The sequence below is a fragment of the Sphingomonas rustica genome (assembly GCF_039652585.1).
In the GTDB taxonomy this organism is placed as follows: Bacteria; Pseudomonadota; Alphaproteobacteria; order Sphingomonadales; family Sphingomonadaceae; genus Sphingomonas; species Sphingomonas rustica.
This window is the reverse complement of record NZ_JBDIZK010000017.1, coordinates 41712-57221: the sequence shown is the minus strand read 5'-3', so window position 1 is coordinate 57221 and position 15510 is coordinate 41712. Positions and strand designations below refer to the sequence as shown.

General features: G+C 68.7%; 15 protein-coding genes. 7 read left to right on the top strand and 8 right to left on the bottom strand.

Annotation, left to right across the window (positions count from 1 at the left end; all coding sequences use genetic code 11):
• Positions 1–286: 286 nt before the first annotated feature.
• Complete coding sequence (locus TPR58_RS21680; protein WP_346248861.1) at positions 287–640, top strand: hypothetical protein; 354 nt, start codon at positions 287–289, stop codon at positions 638–640.
• 15 nt (positions 641–655) lie between these two features.
• On the opposite strand, the gene TPR58_RS21675 is transcribed toward TPR58_RS21680, so the two are convergent.
• Entirely contained in the window at positions 656–1264 is a 609-nt protein-coding gene (locus TPR58_RS21675; RefSeq protein ID WP_346248860.1) for a response regulator transcription factor, read from the bottom strand.
• On the bottom strand, positions 1261–3651 hold the full coding sequence (locus tag TPR58_RS21670; RefSeq protein ID WP_346248859.1) for a PAS domain-containing sensor histidine kinase: 2391 nt from the start codon (positions 3649–3651) through the stop codon (positions 1261–1263). Before TPR58_RS21670 ends, TPR58_RS21675 begins: the two co-directional genes overlap by 4 nt.
• 185 nt (positions 3652–3836) lie before the next feature.
• On the opposite strand from TPR58_RS21670, the gene TPR58_RS21665 reads away from it, so the two are divergent.
• Genes TPR58_RS21665 through TPR58_RS21655 form a run of 3 tightly spaced genes read left to right on the top strand, consistent with a single transcriptional unit; the run spans position 3837 to position 7007 of the window.
• Complete coding sequence (locus TPR58_RS21665) at positions 3837–5243, top strand: amidohydrolase (protein WP_346248876.1); 1407 nt, start codon at positions 3837–3839, stop codon at positions 5241–5243.
• Entirely contained in the window at positions 5243–6550 is a 1308-nt protein-coding gene (locus TPR58_RS21660; RefSeq protein WP_346248875.1) for an amidohydrolase family protein, read from the top strand. Before TPR58_RS21665 ends, TPR58_RS21660 begins: the two co-directional genes overlap by 1 nt.
• Positions 6551–6599: 49 nt before the next feature.
• Positions 6600–7007: a hypothetical protein gene (locus tag TPR58_RS21655; RefSeq protein ID WP_346248858.1), complete on the top strand. Its 408-nt coding sequence runs from the start codon at positions 6600–6602 to the stop codon at positions 7005–7007.
• Between the two features lie 131 nt (positions 7008–7138).
• Here the strand turns inward: TPR58_RS21655 and TPR58_RS21650 are convergent, their stop codons facing one another.
• Positions 7139–9607 carry a PhoX family protein gene (locus TPR58_RS21650; RefSeq protein WP_346248857.1) on the bottom strand — a complete coding sequence of 823 codons (2469 nt, stop codon included), beginning with the start codon at positions 9605–9607 and terminating at the stop codon, positions 7139–7141.
• Between the two features lie 122 nt (positions 9608–9729).
• On the opposite strand from TPR58_RS21650, the gene TPR58_RS21645 reads away from it, so the two are divergent.
• From TPR58_RS21645 to TPR58_RS21635, 3 genes are read left to right on the top strand one after another with little or no spacing between them, the layout of a single operon-like run.
• Positions 9730–10335, top strand: coding sequence for a hypothetical protein (locus tag TPR58_RS21645; protein ID WP_346248856.1), 606 nt, complete (start codon positions 9730–9732; stop codon positions 10333–10335).
• Entirely contained in the window at positions 10332–10778 is a 447-nt protein-coding gene (locus TPR58_RS21640) for a hypothetical protein (protein WP_346248855.1), read from the top strand. The genes TPR58_RS21645 and TPR58_RS21640 overlap by 4 nt, the downstream gene beginning before the upstream one ends.
• Positions 10775–11233: a hypothetical protein gene (locus tag TPR58_RS21635; protein ID WP_346248854.1), complete on the top strand. Its 459-nt coding sequence runs from the start codon at positions 10775–10777 to the stop codon at positions 11231–11233. The genes TPR58_RS21640 and TPR58_RS21635 overlap by 4 nt, the downstream gene beginning before the upstream one ends.
• Here the strand turns inward: TPR58_RS21635 and gspD are convergent.
• The 5 genes from gspD to gspG are packed head-to-tail and all read right to left on the bottom strand — an operon-like array spanning position 11227 to position 15503.
• The gene (gspD, locus tag TPR58_RS21630) at positions 11227–13353 is read right to left on the bottom strand and encodes a type II secretion system secretin GspD (RefSeq protein WP_346248853.1); all 2127 of its coding nucleotides are present in this window, start codon (positions 13351–13353) and stop codon (positions 11227–11229) included. The two genes, TPR58_RS21635 and gspD, sit on opposite strands and share 7 nt — an antisense overlap.
• An 11-nt stretch (positions 13354–13364) precedes the next feature.
• Positions 13365–14198, bottom strand: a complete 834-nt coding sequence (locus tag TPR58_RS21625; RefSeq protein WP_346248852.1) for a type II secretion system protein N — start codon at positions 14196–14198, stop codon at positions 13365–13367.
• On the bottom strand, positions 14195–14554 hold the full coding sequence (gene gspI, locus TPR58_RS21620; protein WP_346248851.1) for a type II secretion system minor pseudopilin GspI: 360 nt from the start codon (positions 14552–14554) through the stop codon (positions 14195–14197). The genes TPR58_RS21625 and gspI overlap by 4 nt, the downstream gene beginning before the upstream one ends.
• Positions 14551–15027 (bottom strand): GspH/FimT family pseudopilin, encoded by a 477-nt coding sequence (locus TPR58_RS21615; protein ID WP_346248850.1) that lies wholly within the window; start codon positions 15025–15027, stop codon positions 14551–14553. Before TPR58_RS21615 ends, gspI begins: the two co-directional genes overlap by 4 nt.
• 5 nt (positions 15028–15032) lie before the next feature.
• Positions 15033–15503 carry a type II secretion system major pseudopilin GspG gene (gene gspG, locus TPR58_RS21610; RefSeq protein WP_346248849.1) on the bottom strand — a complete coding sequence of 157 codons (471 nt, stop codon included), beginning with the start codon at positions 15501–15503 and terminating at the stop codon, positions 15033–15035.
• Between the last annotated feature and the right edge of the window lie 7 nt (positions 15504–15510).

Below are 15510 nucleotides of genomic sequence, written 5' to 3'. Positions count from 1 at the left end.
TCTCCCGTTACACTTGCTCCCCCCTAGGCGGGGGGGGCGTGATTGTCACGGGTGCGCCCGGTTCGCACGCATCCGATCAAGCGCGCGCATAGTTGAGAGAGAGGAGCAAGTCGGTGATAGTGCGTATCTTATGTAGGTACCACCATTTTGGTAATGATACCGATCTGGATCAATGCGAATCGACACATGCGGGCGTAAGGGTCGTTGGCCCTGACTGAGTAGGAGTTGGGCGCGTTCCCTGGACAACCCGTGTCCGCACTCTGTTTCCCGGGGGATACTCGGAACGATGTTGCTAGTCTTGATCGTCCAGGACAATGGTCAGCAAAGCGGGCTGGTTGCCCGCATGTCGCTGTTGGGTGCCAAGCTGATTACGGCACATGATCTGGATAGCCCGGTTCTGACTCGCAGCGTCCGGACGCCCGCGGTGCTGGTCCTCGACCATGACTGGGCCTCGGCTCAGGATCCGGTCCGGCTCGATCGCCTGCTCGACCAGCCGCACTGGGGCAAGCTGGTCCTGCTGATCGGACCGGAGGGGTGCGCCGATCGGGACCCACGATTCATCTATCTCGACCGCCGGACGGCTCACGACGAAATCATGGCGGCGATGCCGGCCTGGAAGGCGGAACTGGCCCTCCGCTGACGGCGGCGTGCGCGGTCAGGCCTTGAACAGGCCCGCAGCGAAGGCCACGCGCAGCGCTTCGGAAAGGCTGCGGACGTCGAGCTTGTCCATCAGGTTCGCCCGGTAGATCTCCACCGTCCTGGGGCTGATGTCGAGTTCATAGGCGATGACCTTGTTCGAACGGCCCTCGATCAGTCCGCGAAGCACGTCCGTCTCGCGCGGCGAAAGCTTGTCGATCTTCGCCCTGGCGCTCTCGGTCCGGTCGCGCTCCTCGCTGGTTTCCTCCAGCGTCGCCAGTGCGCGCTGAAGCACCGCCATCAGCTGATCGGCTTCATAGGGTTTTTCGATGAAGTCGAGCGCGCCCGCCTTCATCGCTTGGACGGCGAGGGTGACATTGCCCTGTCCGGTCAGGATGACCGAGACGAATTTCTTGCCCTGGATCGCATTGAGGACGTCGAGCCCCGTCGCGCCGGGCATGTGGAAGTCGAGGAGCACTACGCCGGGATCGAGCTCGTCCACGTCCTCGAGGAAGATGTCCCCAGATCGGTAGTTCCGGATGACCAGGTCGAACCGGACCGACAACAGGCTGTGCAGCGAGGCCCGGACGGCGTCGTCGTCGTCGACGATGTAAACTGCTCGAGTCATTCTTCCCCCTGTTCCTCGGCAGGCAAGGTGAAGCGAAATTTCGCGCCGCCCTCCATCCTGTTCTCGGCAGTCAAGGTCCCGCCGTGCGATTCAATTATCCTTCTGCTTATTGATAGACCAATCCCCATCCCGCCGCCACCACCCTTTGTTGTGGTAAATCGAGAGAATAGTTGATTTAGGATGTTTTCCGGGATTCCGGGGCCGTTATCGCTAACCTCGATTGCGACCCAGCTCTGATCAATACTGTTCGAGGTGATCTCAAGGCGGCGCTTGTCGCGCGGAATGGCCTTCAAAGCTTCATTTGCATTTCTGAGAAGGTTGACCAGGACTTGCTGAATCTGGATGCGGTCGACGAAGATTTGCGGTGCCTGCGGATCGAATTCGCAGACGAGATCGAGATAGAATTGGCTGGAGCCGACCAGCGCCAGATCGACGGCGTCGCGAACCGTGCGCTCGACGGATTCGGGCCGCATCTCGACATCGCCGCCCGACGCGAAGTCGCGCAGGCGACGCAGGATCTGGCCGGCGCGCTGGGTCTGGTCGATGCCGAGCTGGAGCATGTCCTCGACGCGCTCGCCCGTCTTGCCCTGTTCGAGAAGGATCCGTGCCGCCGCAAGGAAGTTCGCCGTTGCGGTCAGCGGCTGGTTGAGTTCATGCGCGATGTCCGATGCGAGTTCGGACATCGCGCTCTGGCGCGAGACATGGGCGAGATCGGTGCCGAGATCGACCATGCGCCGCTCGGTTTCCAGCCGGGCGGTGATGTCGCGGAAGAACATGGTGACGAGCGGCCCTTCGTCGGTCCGCGCCAGGCCCGACCGGACCTCCAGCGGGACTCGGTCCCCGGCGGCTGACAATCCCAGGACGGTTCGGGTCGGCGCCACCGCCCCCGTGTCGCGATCGGCGATGAAGCGCCGCAGCGACGTGATATTCTGTTCGCGGTCCTCCTCGGGCGCGAGCATGCCCATGTCCTGTCCCAACACCGTGTCGGCGTGATATCCCCACAACCGCTCCGCCGCCGCGCTGAACTGCCGGACCGCCCCCTGCTGGTCGACCACGACCATCGCATCGGGAACCGTCGCGAGGATCGATCGAAGCTGGGCCGCCCGGGCACGCAGCGCGGCCTCGCTCGCGTCGCGCTCGGTCACGTCCATGACGACGCCGACGGTCCGGGTCAGCCGCCCCCTGTCGTCGTAGAAGCATCGCAGCGAGCCCTCGAGCGCGCGCCGGGGGCCGTTCGGCTGGGTCAGGTGATAGCGAAAGCTGAAGGTTTCGGCGCCCTCGGCAACCGCGATCCGGAGCGCGGCGACCAGGGACTCGGCGTCCTCGGGATCGGTCTGGTTTCGCCAGTCCTCGAAATTCGAGATGCCGCCGGGCACGAGACCCAATAGCTCCTCCGCCCCGGGCGACCAGTCGAACCGGTCGGTCGCGGCATCCCATTCGAACACGCCGAGCTTGTGCGCGCTGGTGGCGCTGGCCAGGCGCTCCTGGCTGGAGCGCAGCGCCTGCAGCGTGTTGTTGAGCGCCGCGTGCTCCTGGCTCACCCGGCGCACCGCCCAATAGGAGACGAGGCCGATCGCCAGGATGTTGAACACCATCGCCAGCGACGCGGCGGCGAAGGGCGACATGACGCCGCTGCGCTCGAACATGGCCTGGATCAGCAACGGCAGCACGGGGAAGGTCAGCGCGGCCGGCAACAGCATCTGGAACAGCCGCGTCCCGGCCTGTTTCTCGGTGAGCGCCTGGACCCAGCCGAAACTGCTCTGCCAGAAGGTGAAGGACGCCATCAGGCACAGGGCGATGATCGCCGAGGGGATCGAGAGGCGATAGAGCTGCGCCAGCGGATCGTCGGGAAAGGCGAAGATCAGCAGGACGCCGGCCGCCGTCGCCAGGCCCAGCGCCCCGCTGGCGAGCAGGCTGGCCAGCGCATCGTGGCGCAGCCGCCGGCTGCTGGCGATCAGCCCCGCGGCGGCGAACATCAGGAGCAGGCTGGTCGGGGTCGCGCCGGGACGGCCGGCATTGGGCGGGGCCATGTCGCGCAACGGCTCAGGAAGCAGTATCCGATCCACGCCCAGGTCCATATGCCAGGCCGTCTGGATCAGGGCGGTCAGGGCGATGGCGATCGGCACCAGCCAGAGGGTGCGCGCGGCGGTGGTGCGGCCGTGGATCGCCAGGACGAACCCCAGCGACAGTGCGATATAGCCGATGCTGGTCCAGGGCCAGGGCGGATGCAGCGGATCGCCCAGCCCGGCGATCACGCGCGACCCGACCACCCAGCCGCTCAGGGATAGCAACGCGCAGGCGCAAGCGAGTGCGGCGAAGGCGATGGCGAGCGCTCTGCCCTGCGGCCAGTCGCCTCGAACCCGGGCGTCGTCCCCCGGTGCAGTCATCCGCCGTACAGCCACGTCGCGTGCTCCCCCGGTGGACTACCCATGGTAGCGCTTAAAATCGCCGCTGGAAATCCTTCACGACGCGCCTTCACGCTTGCAAAGCGCCTGCCCGACCCGCCATCAAGGACGATCATGACGGACCCGATCCGTCGGGGATCCCAGGGGGAGAGACAGAAGTGGTCAGAATGATCCTGATGGCGGGAGCGGCGATGTCGCTCGCCGCCTGCGCGAGCGAAGGCTCGAAGCCGCGGATGGCGTCGTCCGAGCCGTCGGCCAAGGGACCCGGCAAGGGCAAGGGCTATAATCACGATCCCTTCCCCTCGACCTATCGACCCTATCCGGGGCGGCCGACCCTGGTCACCAACGTGACGATCCTGGACGGCGAAGGCGGCCGGATCGAGGGCGGGTCGGTGCTGTTCCGCGAGGGCAAGATCGTTGCGGTCGGCCGCGACCTGGCCGCGGAAGACGCGACGGTGATCGACGGCAAGGGCAATTACGTGACACCCGGCGTGATCGACATCCACAGTCATCTGGGCGACTATCCCTCGCCCGGCGTGCAGGCTTTGTCCGACGGCAACGAGGCGACCGCGCCGGTGACCGCCGAAGTCTGGGCCGAGCACAGCGTCTGGCCGCAGGATCCGGGCTTTTCGCGCGCGCTGACCAATGGCGGGGTCACCACGCTGCAGATCCTGCCGGGATCGGCGAACCTGTTCGGCGGCCGGTCGGTCGTGCTGAAGAATGTCTATGCCCGCACCGCGCAGGGCATGAAGTTTCCCGGCGCGCCCTATGGCCTGAAGATGGCGTGCGGCGAGAATCCCAAGCGCGTCTATGGCGGCCGGCAGCGCGCGCCGTCGACGCGGATGGGCAATATCGCGGTCGATCGCGCGACCTGGGCCAAGGCGGTCGAATATGGCCGCCGCTGGGACAAATATGAGGAGAAGGGCGGCGAACCGCCCACCCGCGATATCCAGATGGACACGCTGCGCGGCGTGCTGGACGGCGAGATCCTGGTCCAGAACCATTGCTACCGCGCCGACGAGATGGCGCTGGTGATGGATATGGCCAAGGAGTTCGGATACCGCGTCACCGCGTTCCATCACGCGACCGAGGCCTACAAGATCGCCGACCTGCTGAAGGCCAACAACACCTGCGCCGCGGTGTGGGCCGACTGGTGGGGGTTCAAGATGGAATCCTATGACGCGATCACCGAGAATCTCGCCATTCTGGAAAAGGAAGGCGCGTGCGCGATGATCCATTCGGACGACGCCAACGGCATCCAGCGACTGAACCAGGAAGTCGCCAAGGCGCGCCAGGCGGGCATTCGTGCCGGCTTCCCGATCAGCGAGGAGACCGCGTGGAAATGGCTGGCGATCAACCCGGCGCGCGCGCTGGGCATCGACAAGGCCACGGGCAGCCTGAAGGCGGGGAAGATGGCCGATGTCGTCCTGTGGAACGGCAATCCGTTCAGCGTCTACACCCGCCCGCAGATGGTGTGGGTCGACGGTGCGCTGCTGTACGATGCGAACAATCCGAAATTGCGGCCGGTGTCCGACTTCGAACTGGGCCAGCCGGGCGAAGGGGACGTGAAGTGATGAAGGCTCTGTTCCTCTCGACCGCGGCGGCGGCCGTCGCCATCGCATCCCCCGCGCTCGCTCAGGACGTCGCGATCACCAATGCGAAGCTGGTGATCGGCGACGGCGCCGCCCCGGTCGATGGCGGCACCGTCGTGATCCGGGCCGGCCGCGTCGTCGCGGCGGGGCAGGGCGTTGCCGTGCCCGCGGGCGTCCGCGTGATCGACGCGCAGGGCAAATGGGTCTCGCCCGGCATCTTCGCCGGCTTTTCCCGCCTGGGTATCGTCGAGGTCGACGGCGTGTCGGAGACCAACGACGCCAATGCGCGAAGCTCGCCCTTCCATGCGGCACTGGACGTGGCGCCGGCGGTCAATCCGAAGACCAGCGCGATCGCGCTGAACCGCGCCGAGGGCGTGACGCGTGCGGTGGTGGCGCCGGGCGATTCGGGATCGATGTTCGGCGGGCAGGGTGCGATCATCGACCTGGGCGCGGACATGGATGCGGTCACCCGGCCGCGTGCCTTCCAGTTCCTGGAATATGGCGAGACGGGCGCCGGCAATGGCGGGGGCAGCCGCCCGGCGGCCTATGCCACGCTGCGCAACGCGCTGTTCGAGGCGCGCGACTATGCGCGCAACCCGGCCAGCTACACCGATCGCGGCAAGGACGCGTTCCTGACCCGCGCCGATGCCGAGGCGCTTCAGCCGGTGATCCAGGGCAAGGTGCCGCTGGTGGTCCATGTCGAGCGGGGATCCGACATCCTGGTCATGCTGGGACTGAAGCGCGAGATGCCGCAGCTGCGGATGGTGCTGGTCGGCGCGACCGAGGGCTGGACCGTGGCGCGCGAGATCGCCGCGGCGGGCGTGCCGGTGATCGCCAGCGCGCTGGCCGACCTGCCCGCGACGTTCGAATCGCTGGCGGCGACCCAGTCGAACATCGGCCGGCTGAAGGCGGCGGGCGTGACCGTCGGCATCGGCATGATCAACGACGACGAGGCGCGACAGGCGCGGCTGGTGAAGCAATATGCCGGCAACCTGGTGGCGCTGAATCGCATTCCCGGGGCGAGCGGGCTCGACTGGGGCGCGGCGTTCGCGACGATCAGTTCGAAGCCGGCCGAGGCGATCGGAATGGACGGCGAGTTCGGATCGCTGCGTGCGGGACGGCGCGGCGACGTCGTGATCTGGGACGGCGATCCGCTGGAGGTCGGCACCGCGGCGGTGAGCGTGTTCATCGACGGCGTCGAGCAGCCGCTGACCAACCGCCAGACGCGGCTGCGCGACCGGTACTGGGATCCCAAGGAGAAGGGCCTGCCCAAGGCCTATGAGCGCTGACGGAACCGCATTTGCGGGCAAGGCATTCAGTTGAGGAAGGAGAATACCCATGAAGAAAGCATGGATCGGCGTGGTCGCCGCCGGGCTGATGGCGACGGCCTGTTCGTCGGGCACCACCAACAACCAGACGGTCGCCAACGACCTCGCCCAGCCGGGCGACGTCGTGGTGCCGGCGGACGAGACCATGGGCAATGAAGAGGCGATGGTCGGCAACGATGCTGAGCCGGACAATGCGCTGGCCACCGTGCTGGGCATGACCGAGAGCCAGCGCAACATCCCGTTCGTGCGCGCGATCATGGATTCGGGTTTTCGCTGCGACGGCGTGACCAAGTCCGAGCGGGTCGCCGATTACCAGGGCCAGCCGGCCTGGCGCGCCACCTGCAAGGACGGGACGCTGCACCTGCTGACCGTCAAGCCGGACGGGACGGTGAACATCATCAGCCGGACGGATTCATGATCTGAACTGGAGCCGACCGTTAGATACGTTTCCTCCCCCCGGAGCCGCAGGCTCCTGGGGAGGAGATTAAAGGAATAGAAAAGGGGGAGGCCGGTTGCCCGGCCTCCCCCTCTTCGTTCGATCAGCTGAACTTACAGCGCGACGACGCCGCCGTCATTCTTGGTGATGATGGCGATCGCCGAGCGCGGGCGCACGGTCGCGCCGGCAGAACCCGACTGGCTGGCCGGCCAGTGGCTGGTCGGGGCGGCCGGGGTGCCGCCTTCGCCCGGGTGCTGGATGCCGACGAACAGGGTGCGGCCATCCGGGGTCGAGTCGACGCCGGTGATCTCGCATTCGACCGGGCCGACCAGGAAGCGCTTCAGCGTCGCGGCGGTTGCCGGTGCGCCGACGCGCGTCGCCTGGGTGGCGGTGGCGCCGCCCGAGCCGGTGTTGGTGATCGTCTTGGTCGCGCCGTCCTGGACGGTGCCCGGGATCGCCGCGAGCATCATGCAGTTGGTGACGTCGGTATAGGCACCGTCGTCGGTCTGGATCCACAGCACCGGCTTGACCAGGCCCGAGGCGTTCTGCGGGCGGCCGAACCACAGGCCGTCCGGGCTGGAGAAGTCGTTGTCCGCGGTCAGGCCCGACAGGTTGATGTTGGCCGGGTCGAGATCCGCACCCGCGCCGAACAGGTAGATGTCCCACTTGAAGGTCAGCGCCTCGGTGGTGTCGCCGTCCTCGCGCAGGCGGACGATATGGCCGTTGGGGTTGCCATATTGCGCGCTGCCCGCCGTGCCATAGGGGTCGTTATAATGGCGCGGGTTGGCGGCGTCGGTGCCATTCAGCGGACGCAGCGAGGCATTGTTGTTGGTCAGCGTCAGATAGACTTCGCCGGTGACCGGATTGACCGCGGTCCATTCCGGACGGTCCATCGGGGTCGCGCCGACCGCATCGGCGGCGAGGCGGGTATTGACCAGCACGTCCGCCTGGCTGGCGAAGGGATAGGTCGCGTTGGTGGCGGTCAGCGGGCCGGTGCCGAACACCAGCGGCAGCCAGGTGCCGGTGCCGTCGGCGTTGAACTTCGCGACGTAGAGCGTGCCGGCGTCGAGATACTTGTCGCCCATTGCGAGACGATCCGCATTGGTGGCGTCCGCCGCCACCCAGGCCGTGGCCGACACGAACTTGTACATATATTCGCGGCGCGAATCGTCGCCCATGTAGAAGGCAGGCTTGCGGCCGGCGACGAAATTGCCCGGCCAGCAGCCCTCATGGCCCATCCGGCCCAGCGCGGTGCGCTTGCGCGGCGCGGCGCCCGGATTGTACGGATCGACCTCGACCACCCAGCCGAACTGGTTGGGTTCGTTGCGGAAATCGGCCAGCGCATCGGCGCCGGTCGCGCGCGCGTCCCAGCGGCGGAAGGTCGTGTTGGCGGCGTCCGAGGCGATGACGGTCGACCAGCCATAGCTGCCCGATCCGCTGGTGACGCCGTAGCGGCTCAGCGCGGTCAGTTCCTTCGCGCTACGCGCGGCATTGTCGCCCGAGCGGCGGAAATAGCCCGCCCAATTCTCTTCGCAGGTCAGGTTGGTCGCCCAGGGCGTGTGGCCGTTAGCGCAGTTGTTGATCGTGCCGCGGCCAGCGGTACCGTCCTTCGAATAGGCGGTCTTGAGGAAATCGGTGCCGCGCACCGGGCCGTTGAAGACCGCAGGGGTGTTCGGCGTGATGCGGCGGTTGAAGCTGCTCGCCTGGACATAGGCCCATTGGCGGTTCGCGCCTTCGGCATATTCGATCACCGACAGGCCGTGGCACTCGATCTCCTTGAGCGCTTCGGCCTCGGGGCGGATGCCGCCGGTCGAGGTCGCGCCGGCGACGTGGAGATACTGCTGGTTGATGTTCTCGTGGTTCTGCACGATCAGGCCGCGGGTCGAGGCGTTGTCGTCGCGCGCGCCGGCGGCGCTGAGGCCGTACCAGTAGAGCGCGTCGCCGTGGTCGCCGATCCGCTGGGCATAGTTGGTGTCGGTGCCGTTATTGGCGAAGGCCGCGACGCCGTTCGCGATCGGATCGCCGAGGCGCGCACCGATCTGGACGCTGTAGCCGGCGGGGACGGTGACGACGTCGTTCTTGTTCTTCGCGACGGCGGTGAAGCCCAGCGCGGCGGGCGAGATGGTGACGGTGGTCGTCACGCTGCTGGTATTGCCCGACCCGTCGGTCGCGGCATAGGCGAAGGTCAGCACGGTGGCGGCGGCGACGGCCGGCGCGACGAAGCTGGCGGTCGGGGTCGTCGGGTTGGTCAGGGTAACGGTCGGGCCGCCGGTCTGCGTCCAGGCGTGGCCGGTGACCGCGGTGTTGTCGATCGCGGTGCTGGTCAGCGTCACGATGCGGCCGGCGCTGGTGTTGCCGCTGGTGCCGGCAGTGACGACCGGTGCCGGATCGCTGTCGATCGAGGGGCTGTCGCAGGCGGCGAGGACCGAGCCGCCGAACACGGCGCCGGTCAGCGCGACGCTGCCGTTGCGGATCATCTCGCGGCGCGAATAGCGCTGGGCGACCATGTCGTTGAGCGATTCGGTCGCGCTCTGATTGGTGTCGACGTCGCCGTCGGTATAGCCGAAGCTGATCTCGGTCATTGGATGCAGGTCCCCTTTGCGTTCCGGGCATGCGCGCCCGAATCGACCGCCGCTTTGCGAGGCGCGGATTGCGCGGTGATGCCTGCGCGAAGTCGTTACGATGACGGTATGGCGACAGGTTGATGACGGTACTTGCCATCGCCCCGGCTTTGCGTCAGCGGCGCGGCATGAGCGAGGATGGACCCGGCACGAGCCTGAGCGGCCGCATCGCCGACGCGGCACGCGCGCGGATCGCCGTGCGGCGCGGCGCGCCGGTGGCGAGCGACGCGAAGGCGCGGGCCCAGCGCGAGCCGCGGGGTGGCGACTGGCGGGTTGCCGCGGCGCTGGCGGGCGTGATTGCGCTGGGGCCGATCCTGACGGTCGCGGCGGCGAGCTGGGCCAGTGCGTCGGCGCGCGGCGAGGCGGCGGCACTGCGCCGGACGCTGGCGCCGCGGATCGCGGCCGAGCGCCAGGCGGCGGCGGAGCGCGAGACGCTGGTGACCCTGGTGCGGCGGCCGGGGGCGGGCGTCACGCTGGACGCGCTGGCGCGCGCGATCCCGCCCGAATCGTCGCTGGTCCGGGTCGAGCGCAACGCCGCCGGACGGCTGGAGGTCGAGGTGGCTGCGGCCGATCCCGACCGGCTGCGCGAGGCGCTGCGCCGCGAGCCGGTGCTGGCCGGGCTGCGCGATGCCGGGCAGCGCCAGTCGGACCAGGGCATGATCGTCTCGCTGAAGGAGCGGGGCGAATGAGGGGCTCGCCGATCGCCTGGGGCTTGGGCGGCGGGCTGGCGCTGGTGCTGGCGCTGGCGCCTTCGGTGGGGACGACGCTGGGCAGGCTGGCGACGGCGCGCGAGGAACGGGCGGCGCTGACCGCTGCGCTGGCGGCACCGCCCGCGGCGCGCGGGCCGCTGGTCGCCAGGGGACTGGCGCTGCGCGATCCGCAGGCACTGGTGGCGCAGATCCGCGAGCGGGCGCGCAGCGGCGGCGTGCTGGTGGAGGAAGCGACACCGGTGCAGGGCGGCGGCGCGCTGATCGCGATCCGCCTGCGGATCTCCGGGCCCGAAAAGGCGGTGATCGCCCTGGCCGATGCGCTGGAGCGCGAGGCGCCGCTGGTGCGGCTGCGCGACTGGCGGATCGCGGCGATCGAGGGCGGGGTGCGGCTGAGCGGCGATGCCGTGGCGGTGAAGCCGTGATCGCGCGGGGCGAGCGGATCGCGCTGGCGGTCGCGGGACTGTTCGCGGTGGCGATGCCGCTGGCGCTGGTGCTGCGCGGCGATCGGCAGGCGGAGGCGCCGCGGCGGCAGCCGGGCGCGCCCATCGCCGCGCCGCCGGCCCCGGCGCTGTCCTCGGCCTATGAGCGCACGCTGTTCGCCGCGCCGGCCGGGCTGGCGGCGGAGCGGGCGCCGCAGGATGCGCCGGCGCTGGTCGGTATCGTCGGCCGGCTGGACCAGGATGCGGTCGCGCTGGTGAAGACCGCCGAGGGCAGCACGCGGACGCTGGCGGTCGGCGCCAGCGTGGACGGGTGGAAGCTGGAGAGCCTGTCGATCGACGCGGGCTATTTCACCCGCGGGGCACAGCGCGTGCGGGTGCCGCTGCCGACCGCGGACGGCGCCGCGGCGGCAGCCGACGAACCGCCCCCCGCTCAGTAGATTCCGTCGATCTCCACCGTCAGGCGCGGCGCCTGCGGCTTCAGCAACAGGCTGGTGTTGCGGCCATTGTCGAGCTCGTCGGCGCGCAGCCGGGCATATTTGCTGGCGGTGACCGATTCCGCATCCAGGCTGTCGCGCAGGATGGTGGGGCGCAGGAAGATGAACAGGGTACGCTTCGAGCGCGATTCGCGGCGGCTCTTGAACAATTCGCCGACGATCGGGATGTCGCCGATGATCGGCACCTGGCGCCGCGCCTCGAGATAATCGTCGGCGACCAGTCCGCCCAGCACGATCGTCTGCCCGTTATCCGCGAGCACCGTCGTGGTGATCGTGCGGGTATTGGTGATCAGGTCGGACGCCTGGACCGTCAGGCCGGTGGCGATGGTCGAGGCTTCCTGGCTGACCTCCAGCCGGACGGTGTCGCCGGCGTTGATCCGCGGGATGATGCGCAGCGTGATGCCGACATCCTGGCGCTCGATCGTCGTATAGGGGGTCGCCGAGTTGCTGTTGGTCAGGATCGATCCGGTGACGAACGGGACGTTCTGGCCGACGACGATCTCCGCCGCCTCGTTGTCCAGCACCGTGACCTGGGGCACCGAGAGCAGGTTCGACTTGCTCGAGGTGCCCAGCGCCTGGACCAGTACGCCGAAATCGTCGGTGATGTTGATGTTCGCGGCCAGCCCCTCGCCGAGTACCCGGCCGGCGGGGACGCCCAGCGCGGTCAGGATCGTCCCGAGCGACGAACCCGCGGTCGAGAAGGAGGTGCCCGCACCGCTGCGCAGCCCGATCTGGGCGCCGCCGAAGCCGAGCTGGACGCCAAGCTGTTCGCCGGTGTCGCCGGTGATCTCGGCGATCGCCGCCTCGATCACCACCTGAGGCCGGCGCACGTCGAGATCGGTGATCAGCGGCTCGATCGAGGCGATCACCGCCGGCGTGCCGCGCACGACGATGGCGTTCAGTTCGGGCGCGGGCTGGATGGTGATGTCGGGGGTCGAGAAGCCCTGCGGCGTGGTCGCGCCGCTGCCGCCGCCGGAGCTGCCGTTGCCGCCCGCCTGACCCTGCGACTGGCCTCCCAGGCTGCTGCCGAGCCCGCTATTGCCGCCCAGTGCGTTGGCGGTCATCGCGGCGCTGGCGGCATTCGCGTTGGCGTTGTTGGTCGCGAGCGAGTTCAGCGGAGACGAGTTGCGCCGGCCAAGCTGGTTGAGGCGGCTGCCGCCCTGCTGGCGCAGCGACCGTGCCACGGGGTTGGAGGCTTCGCCCTCCTGCCCCAGCAGACCGCGCAGCACCTCGGTCACCGATTCGGAATCGGCATAGTTCAGGCGGAACATCCGCGTGATCGGCGTGGCACCGCCCGGCTGGTCGAGCGATGCGGCGATGCGCCGCGCCTCGGAAACGACGGCAGGCATGCCGCGCACGATCACGGTGTTGCTGCGCACGTCGGAGGCGACGCGGACGCCGTCGCCCAGCACCGTGGTCAGCGTCTGCGCCACATCGGGGGCATTGCCGTTGCGCAGCGCAATGCTCGCGAAGCTCGACCCGCTGCCGCTGTCCAGCTGGCGCGCGATCGATTCGATGCGGCGGACATTGTCGGCATAGTCGGTGACGACGATCGCGTTCGGGTTGGTCAGCGGCTCGACGCTGCCGAACGTCGCGACCAGGGGGCGCACGACGCGCGCGACCTCGGCCGAGGGCACGTTGCTGAGCCGGACCATGCGCGTCACCAGCGCCTGGCCGGAGGCGCCGCGCGACGGCACGCCGCCCTCGCGCACCGCATTGGCGGCGGGCACGATGCGCCACGCCCGGCCCGACCGGACCGCGGCGAAGCCGTTGGCGCGCAGCACCGACTGGAATAATTCCCAGACGCCGGTGGGCGACAGCGGGGTGGCCGACGTGACGGTGACCGGCCCCTTGACCGCGGGATCGAGGATCAGTGTGCGGCCGGTGATGCGCGACACCTGGTCGGCGACATCTGCGATCTCGACCCCGCGCATGTTGATGACGACATCGGCATCCTGCGGGGCAGGGGCAGGCGCCTGCACCGACTGGGCTGCAGCCGCAGTCGCGTCGAGCGCCAGCGCGGCGAGCCCGATCAGGGCGAAAGTCGAACGAATCGCAGTCACGGATGCTCTCTTTACTTCAGCGGCACGGTCAGCGTCATCGGCTTCCCGTCACGCATGACCTGGATGGTGGCGGAGCCGCTGCCTTGTGCGGCGGTAAAGGCGGCCCCTGCCGCCGAAGGATCGCTGAGCGGCGTGCCGTTGACCGACATCAGCACGTCGCCGGCCTTCAGCCCGGGGAGCGCGGCATTGCCGACGCGGTAGCCGCCATCGACGGGTGTCGCGTTGAATCGCTGCATGATCGCGGCCGTCGACGGCGCGGCGGGCGTGCCCCCGCGCGGCGGGCCGTCGAGCAGATTGGGCGCCCGATTGGTCGGGGGCGCAGGCTGCGCACCGGTCGCCGAGGGCAGCGGTCCGCCGGGCAGGCTGGGATTCGCACCGTCGGCGGGCGGCGGCGCATTGGGATCGGGGAAGGCGAGATATTCGGCCTGGCCGCCGTTCGACAGGATCACCCGGTCGCGCAGGATCGCCTGGATCGTTCCGCCGCCGACATTGTCGCCGATATGGAAGGGCGCGGCAGCCGCGCCGCTGACGATGATATAGGCGGTCGACAGTTCCGAGGGCTGCGCGGAGACGACGCCCTGAAGCACCAGCGGCAGCGCGGTCGGACGAGTCGCGTCGCTGACCGTCACCTTGCCGAAGGGGGAAAGCGCCAGCACCGGCGCGATATCGGGCGAGGTGCCCGGCGATGTCCGGCCCGAGGGGACCATGATCGCCCCGGTTCCGGCATGGCCGGCAAGTCGCCAGGTGAGGCCCGCAAGCGCCCAGGCGACGGAAATCACCATCCCGGCGGTCAGCAGGTTGAGCGCGGTTCGCGTCTGGCGCGGGGTCAGGCTGGGCAGGATCATCCGCGCCTTCCGTCAACGAAGCCGTCCAGCGTTGCAAGCGCTGCTTTGTCCTGGCCCTGAAACACGCGGATCCGGACCTTGTTGATCTCCGCATCGTCGGTGCGGGTGCGCTGGACGTCGACCCGCCATTGCTGGCCCAGCATATCGACCGGCTGAGCCTCGCTTCCCGTCGCCATGCCGAGTTCGATCTCGGCGAGGCGATTCTCGGCGACCCACATGGCGATCGTCCGCCGTTCCAGCCCGCGCGTCGAATCGATGTGCGATTCGACCGCGCGCATCAGCCCGACCGAGGCGATCGCCAGGATCGCGAGCGCGACCATCGCCTCGATCAGCGAGAAACCGTCATCCTCGTTCACCTGGCGGGTTGTCCCTCGATCACGCCGGCAGTCATGCCGTCATAGGTGACGACCCAATTCTGCCGCCCGCTCTGGATGCTGGCGGTCATCGGCTCGCCCGCGCCGTCGGCGCCGAGGATCACGGGCGGCTTGACGTTGACCGTCATCACCATGCCGGCGGGCAGTTGGTGAAAGGCAAGGGCCTTGTCGGTGCGCACGACGGTCTGGCCGTCGCCGCCGATCGTCGCGAAGCCATAGCCGTCATCGGCGACGGTGAAGGCCATCATCCGGTCGCCCAGCATCGCGTCGTCCGACGCCGACTGGAGCCGCGTCGCCAGGCGGCGCGCCTCGCTCTCGACCGTCGGCGCGCGGGTGGCGCTGCCGATTCCGAGCACGACCGCGCCCGTCGAGATGCCGATGATGACCAGCACGATCATCATCTCGATCAGCGTCAGCCCGGTTTCTCCGGGCCGGATGGCGCGGCCCCCCCGCATTTGTCCTACTGGCCCTTGCCGCTGATGTCGGCGTCGACGCCCTCGCCGCCCGCCTTGCCGTCCTTGCCGAGCGAGGTGATGGTGAAGCTGCCATTGTCGTTCTGATAGACATAGTCGCGGCCCCAGGGATCCTTGGGCGGCTCCGGCACATATTGACGCCACGCCGGCGGGGCGGGGGAGGGTTGCACCGCCAGCGCCTTCAGGCCCTGTTCGGACGTCGGGTAATCGCCATTGTCCAGCCGGTACATCGCCAGCGCGCTGGAGATCGTCTTGATGTCGGCCTTGGCGGTGGTGACGCGGGCCTCGTCGGGGCGGCCCATCACGTTGACCGTGACCAGGCCGGCGACGACCGCGATGATGACCAGCACGATCATCATCTCGATCAGGGTCAGGCCGGCCTCGGATTGCGGGACCGGCTTGCGGATATCGTCGCGTGATGTCACGCTGTCCTTGAACTGTCGTAATTCTATGCGCATCGCGATC

Excerpts from the sequence above, each read along its gene's own strand:
- TPR58_RS21680 (WP_346248861.1), top strand. The coding sequence starts at position 287 with ATGTTGCTAGTCTTGATCGTCCAGGACAATGGTCAGCAAAGCGGGCTG.
- TPR58_RS21675 (WP_346248860.1), bottom strand. The coding sequence starts at position 1,264 with ATGACTCGAGCAGTTTACATCGTCGACGACGACGACGCCGTCCGGGCC.
- TPR58_RS21670 (WP_346248859.1), bottom strand. The coding sequence starts at position 3,651 with ATGACTGCACCGGGGGACGACGCCCGGGTTCGAGGCGACTGGCCGCAG.
- TPR58_RS21665 (WP_346248876.1), top strand. The coding sequence starts at position 3,837 with ATGATCCTGATGGCGGGAGCGGCGATGTCGCTCGCCGCCTGCGCGAGC.
- TPR58_RS21660 (WP_346248875.1), top strand. The coding sequence starts at position 5,243 with ATGAAGGCTCTGTTCCTCTCGACCGCGGCGGCGGCCGTCGCCATCGCA.
- TPR58_RS21655 (WP_346248858.1), top strand. The coding sequence starts at position 6,600 with ATGAAGAAAGCATGGATCGGCGTGGTCGCCGCCGGGCTGATGGCGACG.
- TPR58_RS21650 (WP_346248857.1), bottom strand. The coding sequence starts at position 9,607 with ATGACCGAGATCAGCTTCGGCTATACCGACGGCGACGTCGACACCAAT.
- TPR58_RS21645 (WP_346248856.1), top strand. The coding sequence starts at position 9,730 with ATGACGGTACTTGCCATCGCCCCGGCTTTGCGTCAGCGGCGCGGCATG.
- TPR58_RS21640 (WP_346248855.1), top strand. The coding sequence starts at position 10,332 with ATGAGGGGCTCGCCGATCGCCTGGGGCTTGGGCGGCGGGCTGGCGCTG.
- TPR58_RS21625 (WP_346248852.1), bottom strand. The coding sequence starts at position 14,198 with ATGATCCTGCCCAGCCTGACCCCGCGCCAGACGCGAACCGCGCTCAAC.
- TPR58_RS21615 (WP_346248850.1), bottom strand. The coding sequence starts at position 15,027 with ATGCGGGGGGGCCGCGCCATCCGGCCCGGAGAAACCGGGCTGACGCTG.
- gspG (WP_346248849.1), bottom strand. The coding sequence starts at position 15,503 with ATGCGCATAGAATTACGACAGTTCAAGGACAGCGTGACATCACGCGAC.